Annotated in this window: 12 protein-coding genes; 3 read left to right on the forward strand and 9 right to left on the reverse strand. The window is 54.8% G+C overall.

Features of this window, described 5'->3' with window-relative positions:
* Nucleotides 1-33: 33 nt before the first annotated feature.
* From DVH26_RS32940 to hepB (DVH26_RS32970), 7 genes are all read right to left on the reverse strand, one after another.
* Nucleotides 34-1,974, reverse strand: coding sequence for a heparinase II/III family protein (locus tag DVH26_RS32940; protein ID WP_239629851.1), 1,941 nt, complete (start codon nt 1,972-1,974; stop codon nt 34-36).
* 3 nt (nt 1,975-1,977) lie between these two features.
* Nucleotides 1,978-4,284, reverse strand: a complete 2,307-nt coding sequence (gene hepB, locus DVH26_RS32945; RefSeq protein WP_239629852.1) for a heparin/heparin-sulfate lyase HepB — start codon at nt 4,282-4,284, stop codon at nt 1,978-1,980.
* 89 nt (nt 4,285-4,373) lie between these two features.
* A complete protein-coding gene (locus DVH26_RS32950; RefSeq protein WP_239629853.1) occupies nt 4,374-5,687 on the reverse strand; it encodes an ABC transporter substrate-binding protein in 1,314 nt (437 codons plus the stop codon).
* Between the two features lie 88 nt (nt 5,688-5,775).
* Entirely contained in the window at nt 5,776-7,821 is a 2,046-nt protein-coding gene (locus tag DVH26_RS32955; RefSeq protein WP_239629854.1) for a heparinase II/III domain-containing protein, read from the reverse strand.
* Nucleotides 7,822-7,977: 156 nt separating this feature from the next.
* Nucleotides 7,978-9,114, reverse strand: coding sequence for a glycoside hydrolase family 88 protein (locus DVH26_RS32960; protein WP_239629855.1), 1,137 nt, complete (start codon nt 9,112-9,114; stop codon nt 7,978-7,980).
* Nucleotides 9,115-9,259: 145 nt separating this feature from the next.
* Nucleotides 9,260-10,717: a sulfatase family protein gene (locus DVH26_RS32965; protein ID WP_239629856.1), complete on the reverse strand. Its 1,458-nt coding sequence runs from the start codon at nt 10,715-10,717 to the stop codon at nt 9,260-9,262.
* Nucleotides 10,714-13,017 (reverse strand): heparin/heparin-sulfate lyase HepB, encoded by a 2,304-nt coding sequence (gene hepB, locus DVH26_RS32970; protein ID WP_239629857.1) that lies wholly within the window; start codon nt 13,015-13,017, stop codon nt 10,714-10,716. The genes DVH26_RS32965 and hepB (DVH26_RS32970) overlap by 4 nt, the downstream gene beginning before the upstream one ends.
* A gap of 499 nt (nt 13,018-13,516) precedes the next feature.
* Here hepB (DVH26_RS32970) and DVH26_RS32975 point away from each other — a divergent pair, with 499 nt between their 5' ends.
* The 3 genes from DVH26_RS32975 to DVH26_RS32985 all read left to right on the forward strand — a co-directional run bounded on the left by DVH26_RS32975 (nt 13,517) and on the right by DVH26_RS32985 (nt 16,641).
* Complete coding sequence (locus DVH26_RS32975; protein WP_239629858.1) at nt 13,517-14,740, forward strand: ROK family transcriptional regulator; 1,224 nt, start codon at nt 13,517-13,519, stop codon at nt 14,738-14,740.
* Between the two features lie 200 nt (nt 14,741-14,940).
* Entirely contained in the window at nt 14,941-15,585 is a 645-nt protein-coding gene (locus tag DVH26_RS32980) for a formylglycine-generating enzyme family protein (protein ID WP_239635568.1), read from the forward strand.
* Nucleotides 15,586-16,149: 564 nt separating this feature from the next.
* Entirely contained in the window at nt 16,150-16,641 is a 492-nt protein-coding gene (locus tag DVH26_RS32985) for a DUF2798 domain-containing protein (RefSeq protein ID WP_239629859.1), read from the forward strand.
* A gap of 77 nt (nt 16,642-16,718) precedes the next feature.
* Here the strand turns inward: DVH26_RS32985 and DVH26_RS32990 are convergent, their stop codons facing one another.
* Together DVH26_RS32990 and DVH26_RS32995 are read right to left on the reverse strand one after the other, a co-directional pair.
* A complete protein-coding gene (locus tag DVH26_RS32990) occupies nt 16,719-17,234 on the reverse strand; it encodes an SRPBCC domain-containing protein (protein WP_239629860.1) in 516 nt (171 codons plus the stop codon).
* Nucleotides 17,235-17,262: 28 nt separating this feature from the next.
* Complete coding sequence (locus tag DVH26_RS32995; RefSeq protein WP_239629861.1) at nt 17,263-17,607, reverse strand: ArsR/SmtB family transcription factor; 345 nt, start codon at nt 17,605-17,607, stop codon at nt 17,263-17,265.
* Nucleotides 17,608-17,828 lie beyond the last annotated feature (221 nt).

Genomic DNA, 17,828 nt, shown 5'->3' on the forward strand with positions numbered 1-17,828 from the left:
GATCGTATGGCGTAATGCCTGCGAAAATCGGTCCTATCCCCGAGCCTGCCGGAAACGGAGCGTATGTCCTCCCTGCCGTCTGAGCTCTGTCGGAGCAAGGACAATCCGGTACAGCCGCTCGCCCCAGGCGTTGCGCAGCTTTTTGTCCTCCAGCGCAACCGTTTCGACAGCAACGGTGAATTGCGAGCCGTCGAATTCCATCTGCAGCGCTTCTTTCGCTTCCGCTGCCGCTCCTTGCCCCGTCCCGCGTACAAACGTCACAACGCCGTTCTCTTGCAGCTTAGGCTCGCAGCAGGTCATCAGGTTTAAGGTGAAGCGGCATTCGTCGGCTTTGGCGTTGAACGTATACTGCTCCTCCAGCTCCACAACAGCCTCTGCTCCGGTCCCGGAAGGATGAAGCAGCCTGCCGGTGCGAATCCATGAGGCTATCCCCGCCTCCGGCAAGTAAGCGGAAGCCAGGTCGAGCGTAAGCTGCGAGCATTCATCCGATGCCTCGTACTTGGCGTCCGTCGCGCGGTACTCGCTTCCGTCCTGCTGCATGAAGCCGTTGATGGTCGGAAGGCTGTGGTAGCCGGACTGCATCGTCCAAATTTCGTAGCGCTGGGCGCTGAACGTTTTGGCCGTATACTCCTCCACCCCGACATCGATCAGCACCGGCAGCCCGTCGGCATAGACGACGAAATGCCCTATGTCATTATGGTTATGGCTCTCCAGATTGTGGCCGCCCTTCATGGCCACATATAGCCCGCGGTCGGATGCTTCGGTCTCGCGCGCCGCCATCACCTGAATCCCTTCCATCCACATGTCCTTACGGAAGGTGAGCGAGCGGGAATCGTCGTCGATATTCCGGTAGTTGAACAATGCAGGCAGGACGCGGAGGAACGATAAGAACTTCATGTTCTTCCATCCCCCGGTACCGAGCATTTGATGGAACGCCGTGCCGAGAGCCATCATATTCTCATCGCCGATCCTTTTGCCGTAGCGGTATACCAAATCCTCTTCTACCGTAATCCGGTGCGGACCGTCGGCAAAATTCAGAAAATACCGGTCATGAATATGTACCTTGTAAATGTACCTCGCGATGTTCTGAATAAGCGGCTCGTCGTAAACGTTGAACTTCCCTTCCGTAGCGGCGAACAGCAGCTCCAGGCAATCGAACAGCGAGCCGCCCGCTTTGTTCCAGTAGCCGGGGCCTTCGTCGCAGCCGCCGTCAGCCGGATGCATCGACAGGAACCGGTCGATGCTGCGCATCGCCTTCTGCACGGCCTGAAGCCGGCGGCCGGCATCCTCCTCTGCGAGGAGAAAGGCGCTTAGGCAGTTGGAGGTGCACCACGGCGTCCAGTTATTCAGACGCTTATCCCGTTCCTGCAAGCCCATCCACCAGCAATCGTCGCGCTGGAGGTAGGGGTCGAGAATGCGCCGGCGCAGCTCATCAAGGATCCGCCGGTCAATCAGCGGGTTGATTCTATCGAGCGCCGGACGGAGCAAGTAGTGCAGCCACGCAAACAGGTTGCCGGTTTCGGCGGCGAACAAGTCGATACCCGGCTGCTCCGCCACGTTCGGCAAATCCGCGTGCTCGCGCTGGAACATCCGGTTATGAGCGGAAATGACCCAGCCCGACTCCTCGCTGATAAGCCAAATGCCGTCGACGATATCCTTCAGAAATCGTCCCTTGTTCTCCACGCACTCGGCCAGGGCAAGGCTGGTAACCGCCCTTCTGCGCAGATGATACGGCCCGTCGTAGCGGGACCGGTTGCCGTTTTGCGCAAACTCTCCGTACATCGCTGCCGTAAGCATCGGCCACTGGTAATCCAAATACTTCTCGCCTTCGGCCACCACCGATTGCCGCAGCTCGGAGGGCAGCGCCTCCCATTCGTTCCTCTGCTCAATGATCGGAAACGGCTTGTAGTCTGCCTTCCCCAGCAGTCCGTCTGCAAGTCCTTGAGCGGAAAACCATTCGTATAAGCTCTTCATCGTTTATAATGACTCCTTCCGGTTCGCCTTGTCGGCAGGGGGGATCAGACGGATCGCTTCGCTTACTCCCGTCAAGTGAAGCACCCCTCCAGCCTCGGTCACCTCATGCCGCTCCGTAACGCCGCCCTGTTCGACCGTCCATGTCCCTGCCGCCAGGTCGGCGATAACGATACTAACGCCGCCCGCTTCTGCGGCGCTGCCCTGTGCATCGACAGCGCCTTGCTTTTCGATCAAGCCGCTTCCGCCTAACAATCCCTCCGCATCCGGATCGAGCGTCAGCTCCTCGCAAAGCCGATGTCCGCTTTTGCTGAACAGTACGAGCCAGTTATTGATTTTTGCTCCAGCCAGCGCCCCCGTGTCCACCTTCACGGACGGCAGCGCTGCCGGGCCGTCGATATCTTTTACCTGCATGACATGGAGGAAATAATCCTGCTCCGCCGGATTCATTGGACTCACCTCGATCCGCCAGGCTCCCTGCTCCTTAGTGCTCGGGAAGTCGTTGATGTAGTTGGCGCCAAACACCCAAAATTCCTTGCCCGCTCCGCCGACGGGGACGATCTGCTGATTATCGGGCTCCGGCAGCAGCGTATCGCAGATCAGCTGGCCGTTGTAGCCGTCCTCGGTGCGTGAGATGACCGTGCGGCTTCCCGAAATTTGCGGTTCCTCTACGCTGTGCAGCAGCCAATATTTCTTGAAATCGGCATTCGCCGACACGACTCGGTCGAATACAATCAATGCCGCCGGATGCTCCGAATTCTTGAAGTTCAGGAACAGGAACGAGCGCTGGAACTGCTTCATTTTGCTAGAATAAGCCTCCGTAATATCCCCTTTAAGATAGGAGAAGTCAGGCTCCATGGTATCCGGTCCGAACGCATGCGCCAGCACTTCGCCCCGCTTGAAATCTTTGCCGAGCAAATCGTCCAGCGTCAGGGGCGGACGGCCTTCGTTCGGCCAGCGCTGTCCGCCGTCGTTCACGTTCGGCCAGACAAGACCGCCGTCTTTGACGTAAGGATACTGCTCCAGCTCGTTGGGGTCGTATACCAGCACCGAATTGTGCGCAATCGTCCTTTTGAAATAATATTTGTTATGCGGCGAGTGGTATTTGCCTGAAGACCCTTTGTATATACCGGAGTCAATCGCCAGGTAGCCTTTGTAATACAGCTGGAACGCGCCTGCATCGAGATGCTGATGATTGTTGTATTGATACTCGCCGATCCGCATTTCGGCAACGACGGTAGGGGAACCGCGGTCGATCCCTTCGTCCCAGCCGGTGCGGGCGATCATAATCCCTGTCGGCTTGCCGAAATAACGGGTCAGCGGCAGCTCCCGGATCGACTTGGGCTCTACGTCCGGGTTGTAGAACAAGAAGGCATGAAAGATGTACATGTCCGGTATCGTCTGAAATTCCCGGAACTGCTGATCCATGAAATACGGATTGCCGTAATAGCTGCCCGCCATCAAATAAACAAGCGGAAACAGCCGAATATACTGATGCTCCGCATATACCGGGTTGTCGCTGTCTCCGTCGCGAAGCAGCTTGCCGTCCGGACGGCGGGTATAAATCCACTGGTAGCCGACCTCGCCTTGCGACGGGTCGTAAGGATTGCCCGCTCCCATCCGGTCCATGATCCAAGTCGCATACAGCTCGGCCTGGTACCGGTACGTGCCGTAATTATCGCCTTGATGATGCCAGCCGGACGGATAGAAAAAATTGCGCGCCGGCACCATTTCGGCATAAAATCTCCCTGCAGCCACATCATAGATCTCCGGGTCCTCGTCATAAATGGCGATACCGGTTCCGATCAAATCGCGCATGAGCATCCATTCGCTCGTATGGCCAACGATCGAGCCTTCCTTTTTCGGAGGAAAGCCGCACTCCAGCATATGGGCCAGCCGTTTGAAGTGGCCGATCATAAACTGCCGTTCCTCGTCGCTGATCAGCTCTCGGCACCAGTCGTAGGCGACGGAGGCCGACAGCATCAGCCTTCCTATAGCCCGGGAAATATCCTGGAAGTTAGGATTGAACGACTTCGTAATGCTGCTGAGCGCGAGCGCTTTGGCACGCAGCCCGGCTTCTCGGTCTCCGTCCAGCACGTACATGAGCGCATTGGCTTCGATAAGATACACATCATCCGGATTGTCGCAGGATAGAGCATCCTTGATATCCACTTGGCTGAAATAAACCAGCCGCTCCCATACCTGCTTCATCTCGGGTCTCGACCGTTTCTCCCGCAAGCCGGGCAAGTCCTTGCTTCTAAGCATTAATCGCGGATGCTCCTGCGGCGGAGTATACGGCGGTTGTGGGTACATTGTCGGCGCCTCCCTTAGCCATATTGGGGTTAACTTTCGTATCGTTTTGACCGGTAATTCGTTCGGTATTTCGCTCGCTATTTCACCTGCTATTTCGATCGCTTGATGTCCAGCATCGCTTTTTCCGCTTTATCCTGTATTTCCCGCAGCACGGTGTTGACGTCCTTATTGTTTTGCGCCATATCCTTGGCACCCTCACGGATCAGCTGCTTGAACGGCAGGTCGTAATCGGTAGGCTTCACAATTTCCGCCTGCTTGGATTTGAACACCGACTGTACGTTTTTGCCTTGGAAGCCTTTCAGCTCGGAAGCGTACGTTTTTTTGACCGCATCGTTGTTGAGCACCGTCATGCGCCCCGTTTTGTTCATCGTAATCTGCGCCTCTTCGGAAATAAGCGTAGACATGACCTGGAACGCCTCCTGCTGGTGCTTGCTTTTCGGGGAAAGCATCATCAAATGCAAATCGACGGGCTTGCCGATTCCCGGACGGTCTTCGAAGCTCGGATACGTCACCATATCCCAGTTGAGCGGCTTGCCCTCTTGAGCCATATCCTCGAACGTGCCTACGACCCCGTCGCCCCACACCGGATACATGGCCAAAATGCGGTCCTTGAAAAACCCGTTCGACGTATACATGAATTTGTTCTTCTCGCCGATAAAGCCGGGAATCTCGTACATCGCTTTCAGCTTGGAAAACGCGGTCTTGTACCCTTGCGTATTGATAAGCGGCTTTTCTTCCTTCTCGTCGACGTACGGCAAGGAATATTGCCTCGTCAAATTTTCGGGATAATCCGGATCGATACCGATGTATTGGATACCTTCCTCCTTGCGCGTCAGCTTCTTGGCCAGCTCAATCGTTTGATCCCATGTCATGCCGTCCGTCGGATACGGAACCCCGAATTTATCGAAAATGTCCTTGTTGTAAATCATCATGCCGTAGTTCATCGAGAACGGAAGGGCGTACACTTCGCCTTTATCCCCGAACTGCTTGATCGCGCCCATGCCTATCGGATCGAAGCGATTGAAATCGACGTTGTTTTTCTTCGCCAGCTCAGTCAGGTCCATACCCAGTCCGAGCTTGTTGAACATGCCGATGTAGACATTGCTCGTCAAAATCAAATCGGGCAGGTTGCCGGAGGCGATAATCTGCTCAGGCGTATCCTTATCCCCGTTGCGGGAGATGAGCTGCATCGATATGTTCGGGTATTTCTTCTGCACCGGCTCGACAAAAAACTTTTGGAACTCCGAATCCTGAATGCCGGAGCTGTAGCTGTACACGACAAGCTTCACCGGCTCCTTGCTCTCCGCCGGCTTGGGCGGCGCTTCACTCGCCTTCTCTTGACTGCAGCCGGACAACGCCACGGCCAAACCAACCAAACATGGTACCATTGCACGTTTCTTCATCACGGAAAAGACCCCCTCAGTATGATTCCAAAGTGAGAAAAATGGCTATAAGCAATTCATATCGGTTCACGGTTTAGGACGTTGACGTCTAAGGCAGCTTCCATTCGGATAAAGGCACATATTCCTGCCCTGTCTTAGGGACGGCCTCGCCCTTGGCAAGCGGGATCAGCTCTACCGCCAGGCGCACGTCCTTCACGCCTTCGAGCCGGATCGCCAGCTTGCGGATGCCATTATTGGCAATTTGTCCTTGCGGATTCGGAGACTCCGGCAGCGGCTTCGCCTCCATAACCTGGAAAACCGCCTGCGGTATCGGCGCATCCTTGGGATAGGACATCGTAACCCACAGCCGCTGTCCGTTCTGAGTCAGCAGCGCCGATTTGCCGTCCTCCGCTAGTTGCACGTCGGCTTTCGTATGCATAAACCACCAGAAAGCGGACGGAGCCTTCAGCTGCATTTCGTCTTCGACAATAAGACGCTTACGGTCGGCGAACAGAACGCCCCGCTTCGCCGACTCGGCCTGTCTGGCATAGGCAGGCAGCATATCGGCTATGGCATAAGCTCCCTGAGGCTTGGAGACGTATGAAGTGATGCGGCTCATCGAGGCCTGATCCTGCTGAAACTGCGGATCCGGATTGATCACCAGCGTATTGTGTCCTTCCGGCTTCAACCGATAATAGGTGTAACGTTCCTTGTCGTAATTGAAGTAGCCTTTCAAGTTGTAATCGTCCTTGCCGGGATCGATAGCCCACTGCTCGCCGTTGGCATGAAATACGAACTGGCCGATATCGGAATGCGAGTGGCTCGCTATCGCCGTTCCCGCCTTGAATCCGGCAAAAGCGGCTGCAGGGTCGTTCCATTTGCTGCGCATGGTCACGAGCTCCGCTTCGCGGTAGTACACGTCCGTTGGCAGCGTCATGTTCGCGTCGACAAGCTTCGGATCGTACCAAAGCAAATCATATACGCCGCCGTTTTGCTTCGCATCGTCCATCATCGCGATCCGCTGTCCTGCGAGCTTCGGATCGTTCGTCGCTTTGGCCAGCCAGAACAGTTCGGGAATTTTCATTTTGCCGCTGTCGCTGTCGGCAAAGTTGAACGTCCCTTGCGGCCCCGTCGTATACACCGGGAAAAAGGCCGTTTTATGCAAGCCCGGCGCCTGCGCATGCCCGTACGTCGTCCCGAGCGAGGTTTGCATCGCCGCCATGTAGCTGACTGCGTACTCCATCATGTAGCGCCAGTAGCCGGGGCCTTCGCTCCAGCCCCCGTCCGGCTCCCAGTGGCTGACAATGATGCTGCGGGCCGATTGCAGCGACCTCGCGATGATGTCTCCGGCAATCGCCTTGACCGGCTCCTCGTCGCCGATAGCGAGCGCCCCGACAATGATGCCGCCGTTGCAGACGGCGCTCCAATTGTTGACCGGATCGGTCCGGACGGTCCACCACGCTTTGTTGTTGTGGGCGTCGACCGCCTTTTGCAGCCCTTTCTCCACCATCGCCTTGCGTACGGCCTCGCGCTGCTCCGGAGTCAAATAGTCATACAGCCAGTCGTAGCCGATGCCCATTCCCGCCGTAATTTCGGCGGTGTTGAGAAACTCCTTCTTGTCGTTCCAGTCGGGAAAAGCGGTGAGCGCCGTCATTTCCTGCACGGCCCGCTTCGCGTACTTCTCTTCCCCGCTCAGCCGGTACATCATTGCGTTCTGCTCGATGATCGGCCTTGCATCCCGCGCCGACAGCATTCTTCGGCCGTCGGGCGTGGCGTATTCGCCGACCGGCTTCGTCAGCGTCTTGTCGGCCGCTTTGCGCAGATCGGCGTACCATTTGCGCAGCCGGGGCTCGCTCTTGACCTCCTCCTTGAGCCTCGCAAACGTATCGGCCGTCGCAAACAACCGCGGATGCTGCTGCTTCGGGTTGTTTCGCTGCAAATCGCCGATGATTTGCTCCGCATTCGGAGGCGCGCCCGTGTACGGCGCGAACGCCTGCGACGGTGGCGGCTCGACGGCGGCCGGCTTCGGAGCCGCTTCCGCCGGATCCGCCGTTTGGCCTGCTGTGCCGGTGCAGGCGGTCAGCATGGCGAAGCTCAGCAGAAGCGGCAGCGCGAGCCTTGTTTTCCATGGGTTGAATCGGTTCAGCACCTGCATGTTCCATCTCTCCCAGCTTGACGCTACTTGGTTACCACATAGGAAAGTTTAAGTTCGGTAAAGCGATAGAGCGTACCGAAGAGCTTTTCTATTGGCGATAAAACCTACCATTGAACGCGGTCGCTCATCTTTGAAAGGCCTCGGGTAGAGGTTTTCTCACCAGAACAGCTCCGTCTGTCCGCGCAGCTTCGCCAACGCTTCGACGAAATAATAGTCGCCGTAGATCAAGCCGACGTCGATGTTTTTGTTAGCTGGCCAGTGGCCCGTGCCGTGAGACAGTATCGCTTCGTCGCTCGCGTCCCAGATCGCGTATTGCTCCGCCATCGATCGCAAGATGCGTCTCGCCGACGTTCCGTACAATCGGCCTTCCTCTGCAGGCAGCAGCTCTTCCAGCAGCAGCAGGCCGCTCGCCGCAATAGCCGCAGCCGAAGAGTCTCTAGGCGCTCCCTCCTGCGTCGTCAGGCGGAAGTCCCAGTAAGGCACCAGGTCTTCCGGCAAATTAGCCAGGAAGAAGTGCGCCACCTTCTTGCTGCCCTGCAAGTACTTGTCGTCCTTCGTATACTTGTAGCACAGCGCCATGCCGTACAGCGCCCATGCTGCGCCTCTCGCCCACGCCGATTCCGGCGCGAAGCCTTGGCCGCCCAATGCGCCGACGCGCTCCCCGGTCTCGGGGTCGAATTGGACGATGTGATAGACGGAGCCGTCATCGCGGACAAACTCCCGAAGTACGGTGTTCGCATGCTCCATCGCAATATGCTTGAACCGCGGGTCCCTTATTTCCTCGGAAGCCCAGAACAGCAGGCTCAGATTCATCATGCAGTCGATAATGGCCCAGCCGGCATTGCCGTTCTCGCTCTTCCAGTTGCTGTCGTTCCAAGCACGGATGTAATTGCCCCGGATATTGAACCGGCTTGCAAGCCACGCCGCCACCTTCAAGGCGCGCAGCTTCGACTCGTCACTTCCCGTCAGCTTGTAGTTGGCTACCGACGTCAGACTCCACATGAAGCCTACATCGTGGTGCAGCTTCTCATATTCGTCGATGCACACGTCCATCTTGCTCTCGCATTCTTCGGCTAACCGCTTCAGCTCTTCATTGTTCGTATCGCGGTATACAAGCCACAAGAGCCCCGGCCAGAAGCCGGATGTCCACCCGTTCGGCTCCGTGCAATCGTATTTGCCTTCCTTAGACACGTGCGGAAACCCCGCTCCGATCGTCCGGCTCGTTTGATCGATTTTGGCAATTACTTTGCCCCAAGCTTCCTCAACCCATCGTTCGTTCGGTTGTACGCTCATTTCCATGTTCTCTCCTTATGATCGGTATAAGTCCGTTTGATCGTCGATTCGTGCCGCTTAAGCTGCAGTCCGGCGAACGAATCTGCAGCTTAGGCGATCGCCCATACAGCGGCAGGCGTCGTGCTATGCTGTAATTGCTTGATTCCTATGCTTTAAATACCTCGTAATCGGCCAAAAATTGCTCGTATAACCCGTCAGGCAATTCCAACAAATCGTTCGTATCGCGCATGTACTGCCTTAAGGCCTCCAGCATCGCTTCGATGCGGCGGCCATGCTCCTCCGACCGAAATGCCAAATTGGTCATTTCCTGCGGATCGTTCGTCACATCGTACAGCTCGATGAACATTTCATCCTTGAAAATGTCAACGATCAGCTTGTAGTCTCCCTCGATCACGCACCGCTGGAAGTTGCTCCGCGCCCCGTTGCCGTCGAACTGGATGAAGATCCGTTCGCGCTCGAGCGTCTCCCGCTCTCCGCGTAGAAGCGGCATCAAGGAGAGGCCCGATACCCCCTCCGGCGTATCGATGCCGAGATAATCGCAGAGCGTAGGAAGCACGTCGACGCTGCTGACGGGCTCATCGGACCGGGTTATCGCCGGAGTAAACCCGGACGGAAACTTCATGTACAGCGGCGTCTTCACCGACTCCTCGTACATGCACATCTTTTGCCAGAGCCGGTGCGAGCCGAGCATTTCCCCGTGGTCGCTGGCAAAGACAATTAGCGTGTTGTCGTACAAGCCCTCCTGCTTCAGCTCGGCAACGAGCCTCCCCACGCAGTGATCGAGCAGCGCGACAAGTCCGGTGTACACCTTCCATATGCGCTCCCATTCCTCGCGCGTGTAGGACGAGCCGAGCATTCCCGTCAAGTTATACAGCTGAAGCGGCGATTGATTGTCGGCCCATACGCCGACGTTATCCGGCAGCTTCACGTCCCGGATCATCGAATACCACGGCTCCGGAATGTCGAGCGGAGGATGCGGCGCGAGAAACATCGCGTTCAACGCGAAAGGCTTGCTGCGATCCCGGCTGCGTATCGCTTCTAGCGAGTCGTTGAGAATGAAGCCGTCGTAGAAGTAGTCGAGCTCCTCCTCATACCGGCCTACGGTTGGGATCGAGTATTTGCGCTTTCGCGTAATTTTGCCGAAGGCGAGCTCGGGTACGAGCCCTTGAAAGGCAGGTCCACCCGGTTTCTTTTTGCCGTTCGCCTTCAAGAACGCTTCATACCGCTGCTCCAGCTGCAGCCAATGGGTTTTGCTATCTGTGCTATGCTCCAGCTTCGGCTCGGTGAACAAATGCTGCTTGCCGGTATGCCAGCTGTCCCACTGCTCCTCCAGCAGCGCATACCAATGCTCATGCTCGGGACGAACCATGCCGTGCTGCTTCTCCTGCTCCGTCCACGGGTTGATCAGCGAGCCCGTTACATTCGGATATTTGCCGGTAAAAAAAGCTCCGCGAGCCGGGACGCATAACGGCGAGGCGCAGTACGCCCGGTCGAAGACGACACTCTCCGCCTTCAGCTGATTGATGTTCGGCGTATGCTCCCCGAACGCATCCCAGCGAAGCTGGTCGGCCATGATGATGACGACATTCGGCTTCTCGCTCATTGTGCATTCCCTCCTTCGCCGAACCGGGCTTGATCAGCGTCTCCGCGTCCGCGGCAGCTCAGCCGGATTCGTCCGGTGGCCGCCGTCCACGTCCAGTGCAGCACGCCGCCCTCACCGGTCACCGTTTCCGTGGCCAGATGCCGCCGCTCCCATTCGGCTCCTTGCGAAGCCGGCGATTCCAGCTCCGCCGTCCATACTCCCGGCGCCAGATCGGCGACCCAATAATGCCATTCGCGTCCCAATTCGTCCGCATTGCCGGACAGCTCCGGAAGCACGATGTCTTCCTGCAGCTTTTCTCCGCTTTTGCTGAACAAGACGACCCAATCGTTGATCTTCGCTCCGACCACCGACTCCGTCTCCACCTTAACCGTCGGCAGCGCCGCCGGTCCGTCGATATCCTTCACCTGCATGACGTTCAGGAACAAATCTTCGCTCGCCGGTTCGCGCGGACTAACCTCGATGCGCCACTCTCCCTGCTCCTTCGTGCCGGGGAAGTCGTTCACATAGTTGGTGCCGAACACCCAATACTCCTTGCCCGGGCCGCCGACCTTCTCAATCTGCTGGTTGCCTTGTGCGGGAAGCAGCGTATCGTTAACGAGTTGGCCGTTGTATCCGTCCTCGCTGCGGGAGATCGTCGTCCGGCTGCCTTCGATGTGCGGCTCCTCGATGCTGTGGAGCAGCCAATATTTGCGGAAATCGGCGTTCGCGGACACAACGCGGTCGAAAACAATAAGGGCAGCAGGATGGCTGTCGTCCTTGAAGTTCAGGAACAGGAACGAACGCTGGAACTGCTTCATTTTGTTGGAATAAGCTGCCGTAATATCGCCTTTGATATATGAGAAATCCGGTCGGATCGGGTCCGGTCCGATAGCATGAGCGAGCACGTCGGCGCGCTTGAAATCTTTATTCAACAAATCGTCCAGCGTCAAAGGCGGACGCCCCTCGTTCGGCCAGCGCTGGCCTCCGTCGTTCACGTTAGGCCAAACCAGGCCCCCGTCCTTGACGTAAGGATATTGCTGAAGCTCGTCGGGATCATAAACCAGCATCGTATTGTGCGCGATCGTCCGCTTGAAATAGTACTTGTTGTGCGGGGAATGGTATTTTCCCGAAGAGCCTTTGTACGAGCCGGAATCGATGGCCAGGTTGCCTTTGTAATACAGCTGGAACGCGCCTGCATCCAAATGCTGGTGGTTGTTATACTGGTACATGCCGACCTTCATTTCGGCCACGACCGTTTTGGAATCGATGCCGTCCTCCCAGCCCGTACGCGCTACCATCACTCCGGTCGGAGCCCCGAAATACCGGGTCAGCGGCAGCTCCTCGAGCGGCTTCGCCTGAACGTCCGGGTCCGCAAACAGGAAGGCGAACAGCACGTCTTTATCCTGGAACCGCCCCTCGTCCTTTTGCGATTGGGTTATAAAATACGGATCCTTGTAGTACCCGCCGAGTATCGAATAAATGAAATGAAGCCGCGTATACTTCGTCTGCTTCAGCATGACCGGCGTCGTATCGCCGTCCCGCAGCAGCTTGCCGTCCGGCCTCCGGGTGTAGATCCACTGGTAGCCGACCTCGCTCTGCGCCGGATCGTATACGTTGCCGAAGCCCATCCGGTCGAAGATGAACGTCGGGTACAGCTCGCACTGAAACCGCACGCCGCCGTAACCGTCTCCCTGGTGATGCCAGCCGGAAGGATAAAAGAAATTGCGCGCCGGCACCATCTGGTGCAGCACTCTGCCTGCCGATACCTCATACATCTCCGGGTCCTCGTCGTAGATCGCAATGCCCGTGCCCAGCATGTCGCGCTGGATCATCCACTCGCAGCTGTGCCCGACAAAGGCGCCTTCCTTGACCGGCGGATATCCGCATTCGAGCAGCTCAGCCAGCCGCTTGAAATGGCGGATGAAGAACGCCCGCTCTTCCTCCGTCACCAGCTCGTAGCACCAGTCGTATACAATTGCACCCGCCAGCATCAGACGGCCGATATCCCGCGAAATGTCCTGAAAGTTCGGGTTGAAATTTTTCGTGATGCTGGTCAGCGCCAATGTCTTGGCCTTCCATCCCGCCTTGCGGTCTTCCTTGAGCAAATACATCAGCGCATTCGCCTCAATGACGTACACATCTCCCGGACAGTGCTCGGAATGGGCTTCCTCCAAGCTGTATTCGCTGTACTTTACAAGCCGCTCCCATGCCTGCTTCAGCTCAGGCCGTTCCATGTATTCCCGCAGCTTCGGCAAATGCTGTTTGCGCAAAAACAACCGTGGATGCTCCGGCGGCGGTGTCATTATCGGTTTAGGGTTCATCCGTATTTCCTCCTGTCAGGGGTATAAGATATTGAAGCTAATCGTTAACTATTGATCCTAGCTTAGGTTGAAATGCAGATATTCCATCTATTAAAACGTTTCAATTTCAACTGATGCCCATTCACAGCTTCGACGTCTACGAGCACGCGTTTCTGTAAACGCTGTCAACCTTCCTTGATAAAAACACATTTATCCGTGCTCGACTCTAAGTCTTCTGCGTTCATTCCAAAGCGGCTGCGATCGAACCGGCGGCTCTCCACCGCTGCCTATTCTTTCCTGCCATTCTCATCTTGATCATACGTCCGTCCGCCACTTATGTCAATAACTAAACTTATATCTAACAATAAAAGTTATTCTCCTTTCATTTCCATCTATTTTTTTGATTTATTTTGTCAAATAGTTTACGTTAGTTCCGACTCCCCCATTGCTAACTTCCGGTAATTTTGGTATGGTAAATGCAAAACTATTTTGAGATCGAAATGAATGGCGAGGGAACCTTATGGAAAATATTCGTAAAGTTTGGGACCAAAAAGGCAGCAAAACCGCTATTCTCCAAATGCTGAGAGTACACGGCCCGATGTCCCGCATTGAGCTTACCCAATCGACCGATTTAAGCCGCGCTACGATTTCCGTCACGATTAATGAACTGATTGAGCTTGGGCTTGTCCATGAAACGGTGCTGCGGCAATCGACAGGTGGCCGCCCTGCCACGAATCTGGAGCTCGTGCCCTATTCCCATACGATTCTTGGCGCCGATCTGAATCATCAGACCTGGACATTAGGCGCATTCGACCTGCTGGGCCATACGATAGATAAAGTTCGCATTCCGTTCAGTCCTCTGACCCCGGAGGCCGCCATACAAGCGCTGGTCACGGAAATCCCCAACTTTATAAAGAAAATCAACAAAAGTCCCATCCCGATCCTGGGTATCGGCGTTCCGGGCTTGGTGGACACGCACAACGGGCTGCTGCGCAGCTCGGCTGTCATGGGCTGGCAGCAGGTCGAGCTCGGTTCCCTGCTGGAGCAAGCGCTCGGCTGGCCTACCGTCGTACTGAACCGGAGCCGTGCGCGCGGGCTGTCCGAATGCCGTTATGGCGCTGGCAAAGACTATCGCCATATGGTCTATATAGGCATCGATTCCGGGATCGGTGCCGGCATTTACGTGAATCGCGAGCTGATTCACGGCGCCTTGGGGGGCGCAGGCGAAATCGGCCATACGACGGTCGATGCCGAAGGCCCCCTCTGTCCGTGCGGCAACCACGGCTGCCTGCAAATGCTGTCCGCGACGCCGGCGATGGAGCTGGAGGCGCGCAGGCTGCTGCGCATGGGAGCGCACTCGTCGCTCCATCTGCAGCCCGGCTTTGATCTGCAAATGCTCAAAGCCGAAGAAATATGCCAAGCCGCCGAGCAAGGAGACGAGCTGTCCAGCCAGGTGATCACCCGAGCGGCGACCTATCTCGGCATTACGATGGCTAACCTGGTGAACCTGCTCAACCCCGAAGCGATCATCTTGGGCGGGACGATTCCAAAGGAATGCCCTAGCTATGTGCAGACAGCCGTCAAAGTGATGCGACAGCGAGCCATGAGCCAGCTGTCGACGGCTACTGTCGTCCATATCGGCGAATTCAAGGAAATCGGCGGCGCATTGGGCGCGGCCAATATGGCACTCGACCGCCATATGTCGTTTTCTTTCTTCACCCAGCAGTCCAGCTTGGCCAAATAATGACAAAGGAGGCGCAACGGAAACGGAGGCGCACTCCTTTTTTTGTTGCCTCCAGAGCTTCGGATCTTGATACGAATTCGTTGAGACCAACGTCGTATAGTGTTGATTTCGCAGTACCCGTAGGGTAAGATTGGTAAAATTGTACGGCTGCTCATTGGGAGGACGACAGGGTGTCGAATGACATGGACATGAATTATCCCATGGTATTGATCCCGGCGGGAGAAGTGGCATTGCGGGACGATAGAAAGAAGACCGAATGGAGCGTACAAATCCAACCGTTCCTTCTTGCCCGTTACCCTGTAACTGCGGATTTCTACTATGCTGTTACTAATCAATCGCCTCATTCCATTGACGGAAACCGGAAACCGGCGGTTAACATTTCCTGGAATGATGCCATCCGCTTTTGCAATCTGCTGTCAAGGAAAGCCGGGCTGAAGGAGTGCTACTCCATAAGCAACGGCGGCGAATCTATACGGTGTCATTGGGAAGCAAACGGATATCGGCTTCCTGCGGAAGCGGAGTGGCAATATGCATGTAAGGCAGGAACCGTCGGTTATCGGTACGGCGAGCTTGATAAGATTGCCTGGTACAACGAGAATTCGGGGGACGGCACTCATGACGTTGGAACAAAGGAGCCTAATGCATGGGGACTGTACGATATGCTAGGTAATGTTTGGGAATGGTGCTGGGATTTATACGATGAACAAGAGTACGGCTCTTACCGGATTTTTCGGGGAGGCAGCTGGGCCGAGGAGGCCCGGGGCTGCGGGGCTACGGTTCGTCGCCGCAGCCATCCGACCTTTTGCATAGAGGACCTTGGCTTCCGCCTTGCCCGGTCGGTTTAAAGTTTATTTCGGTCAGCCGATAAGTAAAGAAAAAGCCCATGCTCCATAGAGGAGCATGGGCATAGGCCAATCAATTAAATAAAGCAGGAACGAAGAACAATGACTAGCAGAATAAAAAGAACCAAAATAATGGCACTGTTTGTAAACAATCCGCCTACTCCTACTCCACAGCCGCTCATAGTTGATATCTCCCTCCAATTTGACTTGAGGTGTTTACCTCAAAATCAAGTTATGCCGGATCCATGAATAATGTATGGACGTTTGCCATGGGGTTATATTTGTCATGCAGGAAAATCCTCACAGATTTTACTTTTTTCAGTTGCATCGGCACCCATCCTATAGGGAGTGGATATATTACATTGTACCGAAACCACACCTTCGCTTTTTGATTCCTCATATGAAGTGAAATGAAGCATTCTGCATCGGGCGGGTGCTTCATTTTTTTGAGATGATTTGCTTCGTTTGAAACGCTTGATGACGAAGCATTAAAATGTTCACAGACTGTTCACTTATGAGAAATTTCCGCCATCTCTATAATTACTAGAGTAGAAAGGATGATGGAAATTGCCGACAACGAAGAAAGAACAGGTTTATTTTGGACTGATGATGTGCTCCGGGATGGTCGTATTCATGACATTGTACAACCTCTATACCAACGGCTTGATAGGCACGATCACCTTGAAGGAAGTGTTGCTGCAGCTTATTCTTGTCTTTATCATTGCTTCCGTAGTGGAACTCTTTCTTGTCGGGCCGGTAGCCAAGAAACTCGCTTTTTCGTTACCGTACGACAAGTCCAGGAAGGGGCTGGTCATTGTGTCCCTTGCGTTTTTCATGGTGAGCGGAATGGTGCTCGTTATGTCCCTGTATGGATTGGGGACTGCATATGTTACCGGCAACTTGCATGGAGATTCTTTACTCGCGAGCTACTTTTCTTTTGTATTAAAAAATTTTGTATTTGCGTTCCCGCTTCAGCTCATCGTTGTGGGACCGACTATACGGTATGTATTTAATAGATTTGTTAAACATAGCGGACCGACTGCAGCCTTCAACGAGTAGTCCAACCTAACAGGTACAAAGATGCTGCAAAAATAAAACAGCCGCCGGCTTCAAAAAGCCGGACGGCTGTACATATCTTACTTGAGCTCGTTCAAGCGCTCTTCCAAACGGTCCCAAGTTTCGGTGATGCCCTGCAGCATGCCCATGTCCATAACCGTCTTAAGTGCTTCCGCGGATACATATTCCCCACGGTTAATCAGCTTCGTTTGGCCGCCCAGATCGACGAATTCCAGCGTAACATCGGTCGACGGCATTTCTTCGTTGGAATTGCCTTCGGCATCCGAGAAATAATCGGTGTAGGCGATTTTCTCCGGCTCTACAATGTCTTTGTAAACGCCTTTGCCCCAAGATTCCATACCGTAAAAATCGCCTTGGTTTTTGTCGACACACTTCATGCAGTAATGCCAAACGCCACCCGGACGGAAATCGATAGTACAAACCGGAATATCCCAGCCTCTTGGTCCCCACCAGTGCTTCAGATGCTCAGGCTCTTTAAACATCTTGAACACCAGCTCGCGCGGTGCATTGAACACACGCTCCAGTACCAGCACCCGATCGTTCTCTACTCTCGAAACCATTGCATTGTTAGACATTGTAAATCCTCCTCTTATTTGAATGATCTTATAATTTATCTTTACTCTGCAGCTCGTGCAAGTAACGTTCCAAACTTTCAAATCGGTCTTCCATATCAAGCCGAAAGGACTTCACCCATGAATCGAGTGCTTGGAAAGGCTCGGGTCGGAGCTTGTAAATTCGGCGGTTGGCTTCCGCCTTCACTTCCACAATTCCACTGTCGCCAAGCACCTTCAAGTGCTTCGAAACCTGGGGCTGGCGAAGTCCCAGCCGGTCTGCGATTTCCCCTACGGTCAAGGGACCGTTGCGCAAGAGCTCGACGATTTCTAACCGATTCGGTTCGGCTAAAGCGCTCAGCGTCGTCATATCCATGCCCGGATTCTTCCCTGACATGTCATTCACCTCGTTAAATTATGGTCTCTTGGTAAAACCATCTCCTTTATCTTTAGTTTATCTTCCTTTCGTTAACAATATACCCCAAAAGGAATATTCCTGTCAAGGAATATTGAAAAAAGTTTTTGTTCCGCCAATTTATCCCTACATGGTTCCTTGTTTATCATTTATTTATCAGCGCTAAAATATGGTAGATACAGGAAGACGGATGTATAATGATT

It is taken from the genome of Paenibacillus sp. H1-7 (genome assembly GCF_022354825.1).
GTDB lineage: Bacteria > Bacillota > Bacilli > Paenibacillales > NBRC-103111 > Paenibacillus_S.

What these genes read in the sequence shown, in the direction of transcription:
- DVH26_RS32980 (WP_239635568.1), top strand. Translation starts at nt 14,941, where the DNA reads ATGGTATTGATCCCGGCGGGAGAAGTGGCATTGCGGGACGATAGAAAG.
- DVH26_RS32990 (WP_239629860.1), bottom strand. Translation starts at nt 17,234, where the DNA reads ATGTCTAACAATGCAATGGTTTCGAGAGTAGAGAACGATCGGGTGCTG.
- DVH26_RS32950 (WP_239629853.1), bottom strand. Translation starts at nt 5,687, where the DNA reads ATGAAGAAACGTGCAATGGTACCATGTTTGGTTGGTTTGGCCGTGGCG.
- DVH26_RS32965 (WP_239629856.1), bottom strand. Translation starts at nt 10,717, where the DNA reads ATGAGCGAGAAGCCGAATGTCGTCATCATCATGGCCGACCAGCTTCGC.
- hepB (WP_239629852.1), bottom strand. Translation starts at nt 4,284, where the DNA reads ATGTACCCACAACCGCCGTATACTCCGCCGCAGGAGCATCCGCGATTA.
- DVH26_RS32940 (WP_239629851.1), bottom strand. Translation starts at nt 1,974, where the DNA reads ATGAAGAGCTTATACGAATGGTTTTCCGCTCAAGGACTTGCAGACGGA.
- DVH26_RS32955 (WP_239629854.1), bottom strand. Translation starts at nt 7,821, where the DNA reads ATGCAGGTGCTGAACCGATTCAACCCATGGAAAACAAGGCTCGCGCTG.
- hepB (WP_239629857.1), bottom strand. Translation starts at nt 13,017, where the DNA reads ATGAACCCTAAACCGATAATGACACCGCCGCCGGAGCATCCACGGTTG.
- DVH26_RS32960 (WP_239629855.1), bottom strand. Translation starts at nt 9,114, where the DNA reads ATGAGCGTACAACCGAACGAACGATGGGTTGAGGAAGCTTGGGGCAAA.
- DVH26_RS32995 (WP_239629861.1), bottom strand. Translation starts at nt 17,607, where the DNA reads ATGTCAGGGAAGAATCCGGGCATGGATATGACGACGCTGAGCGCTTTA.
- DVH26_RS32975 (WP_239629858.1), top strand. Translation starts at nt 13,517, where the DNA reads ATGGAAAATATTCGTAAAGTTTGGGACCAAAAAGGCAGCAAAACCGCT.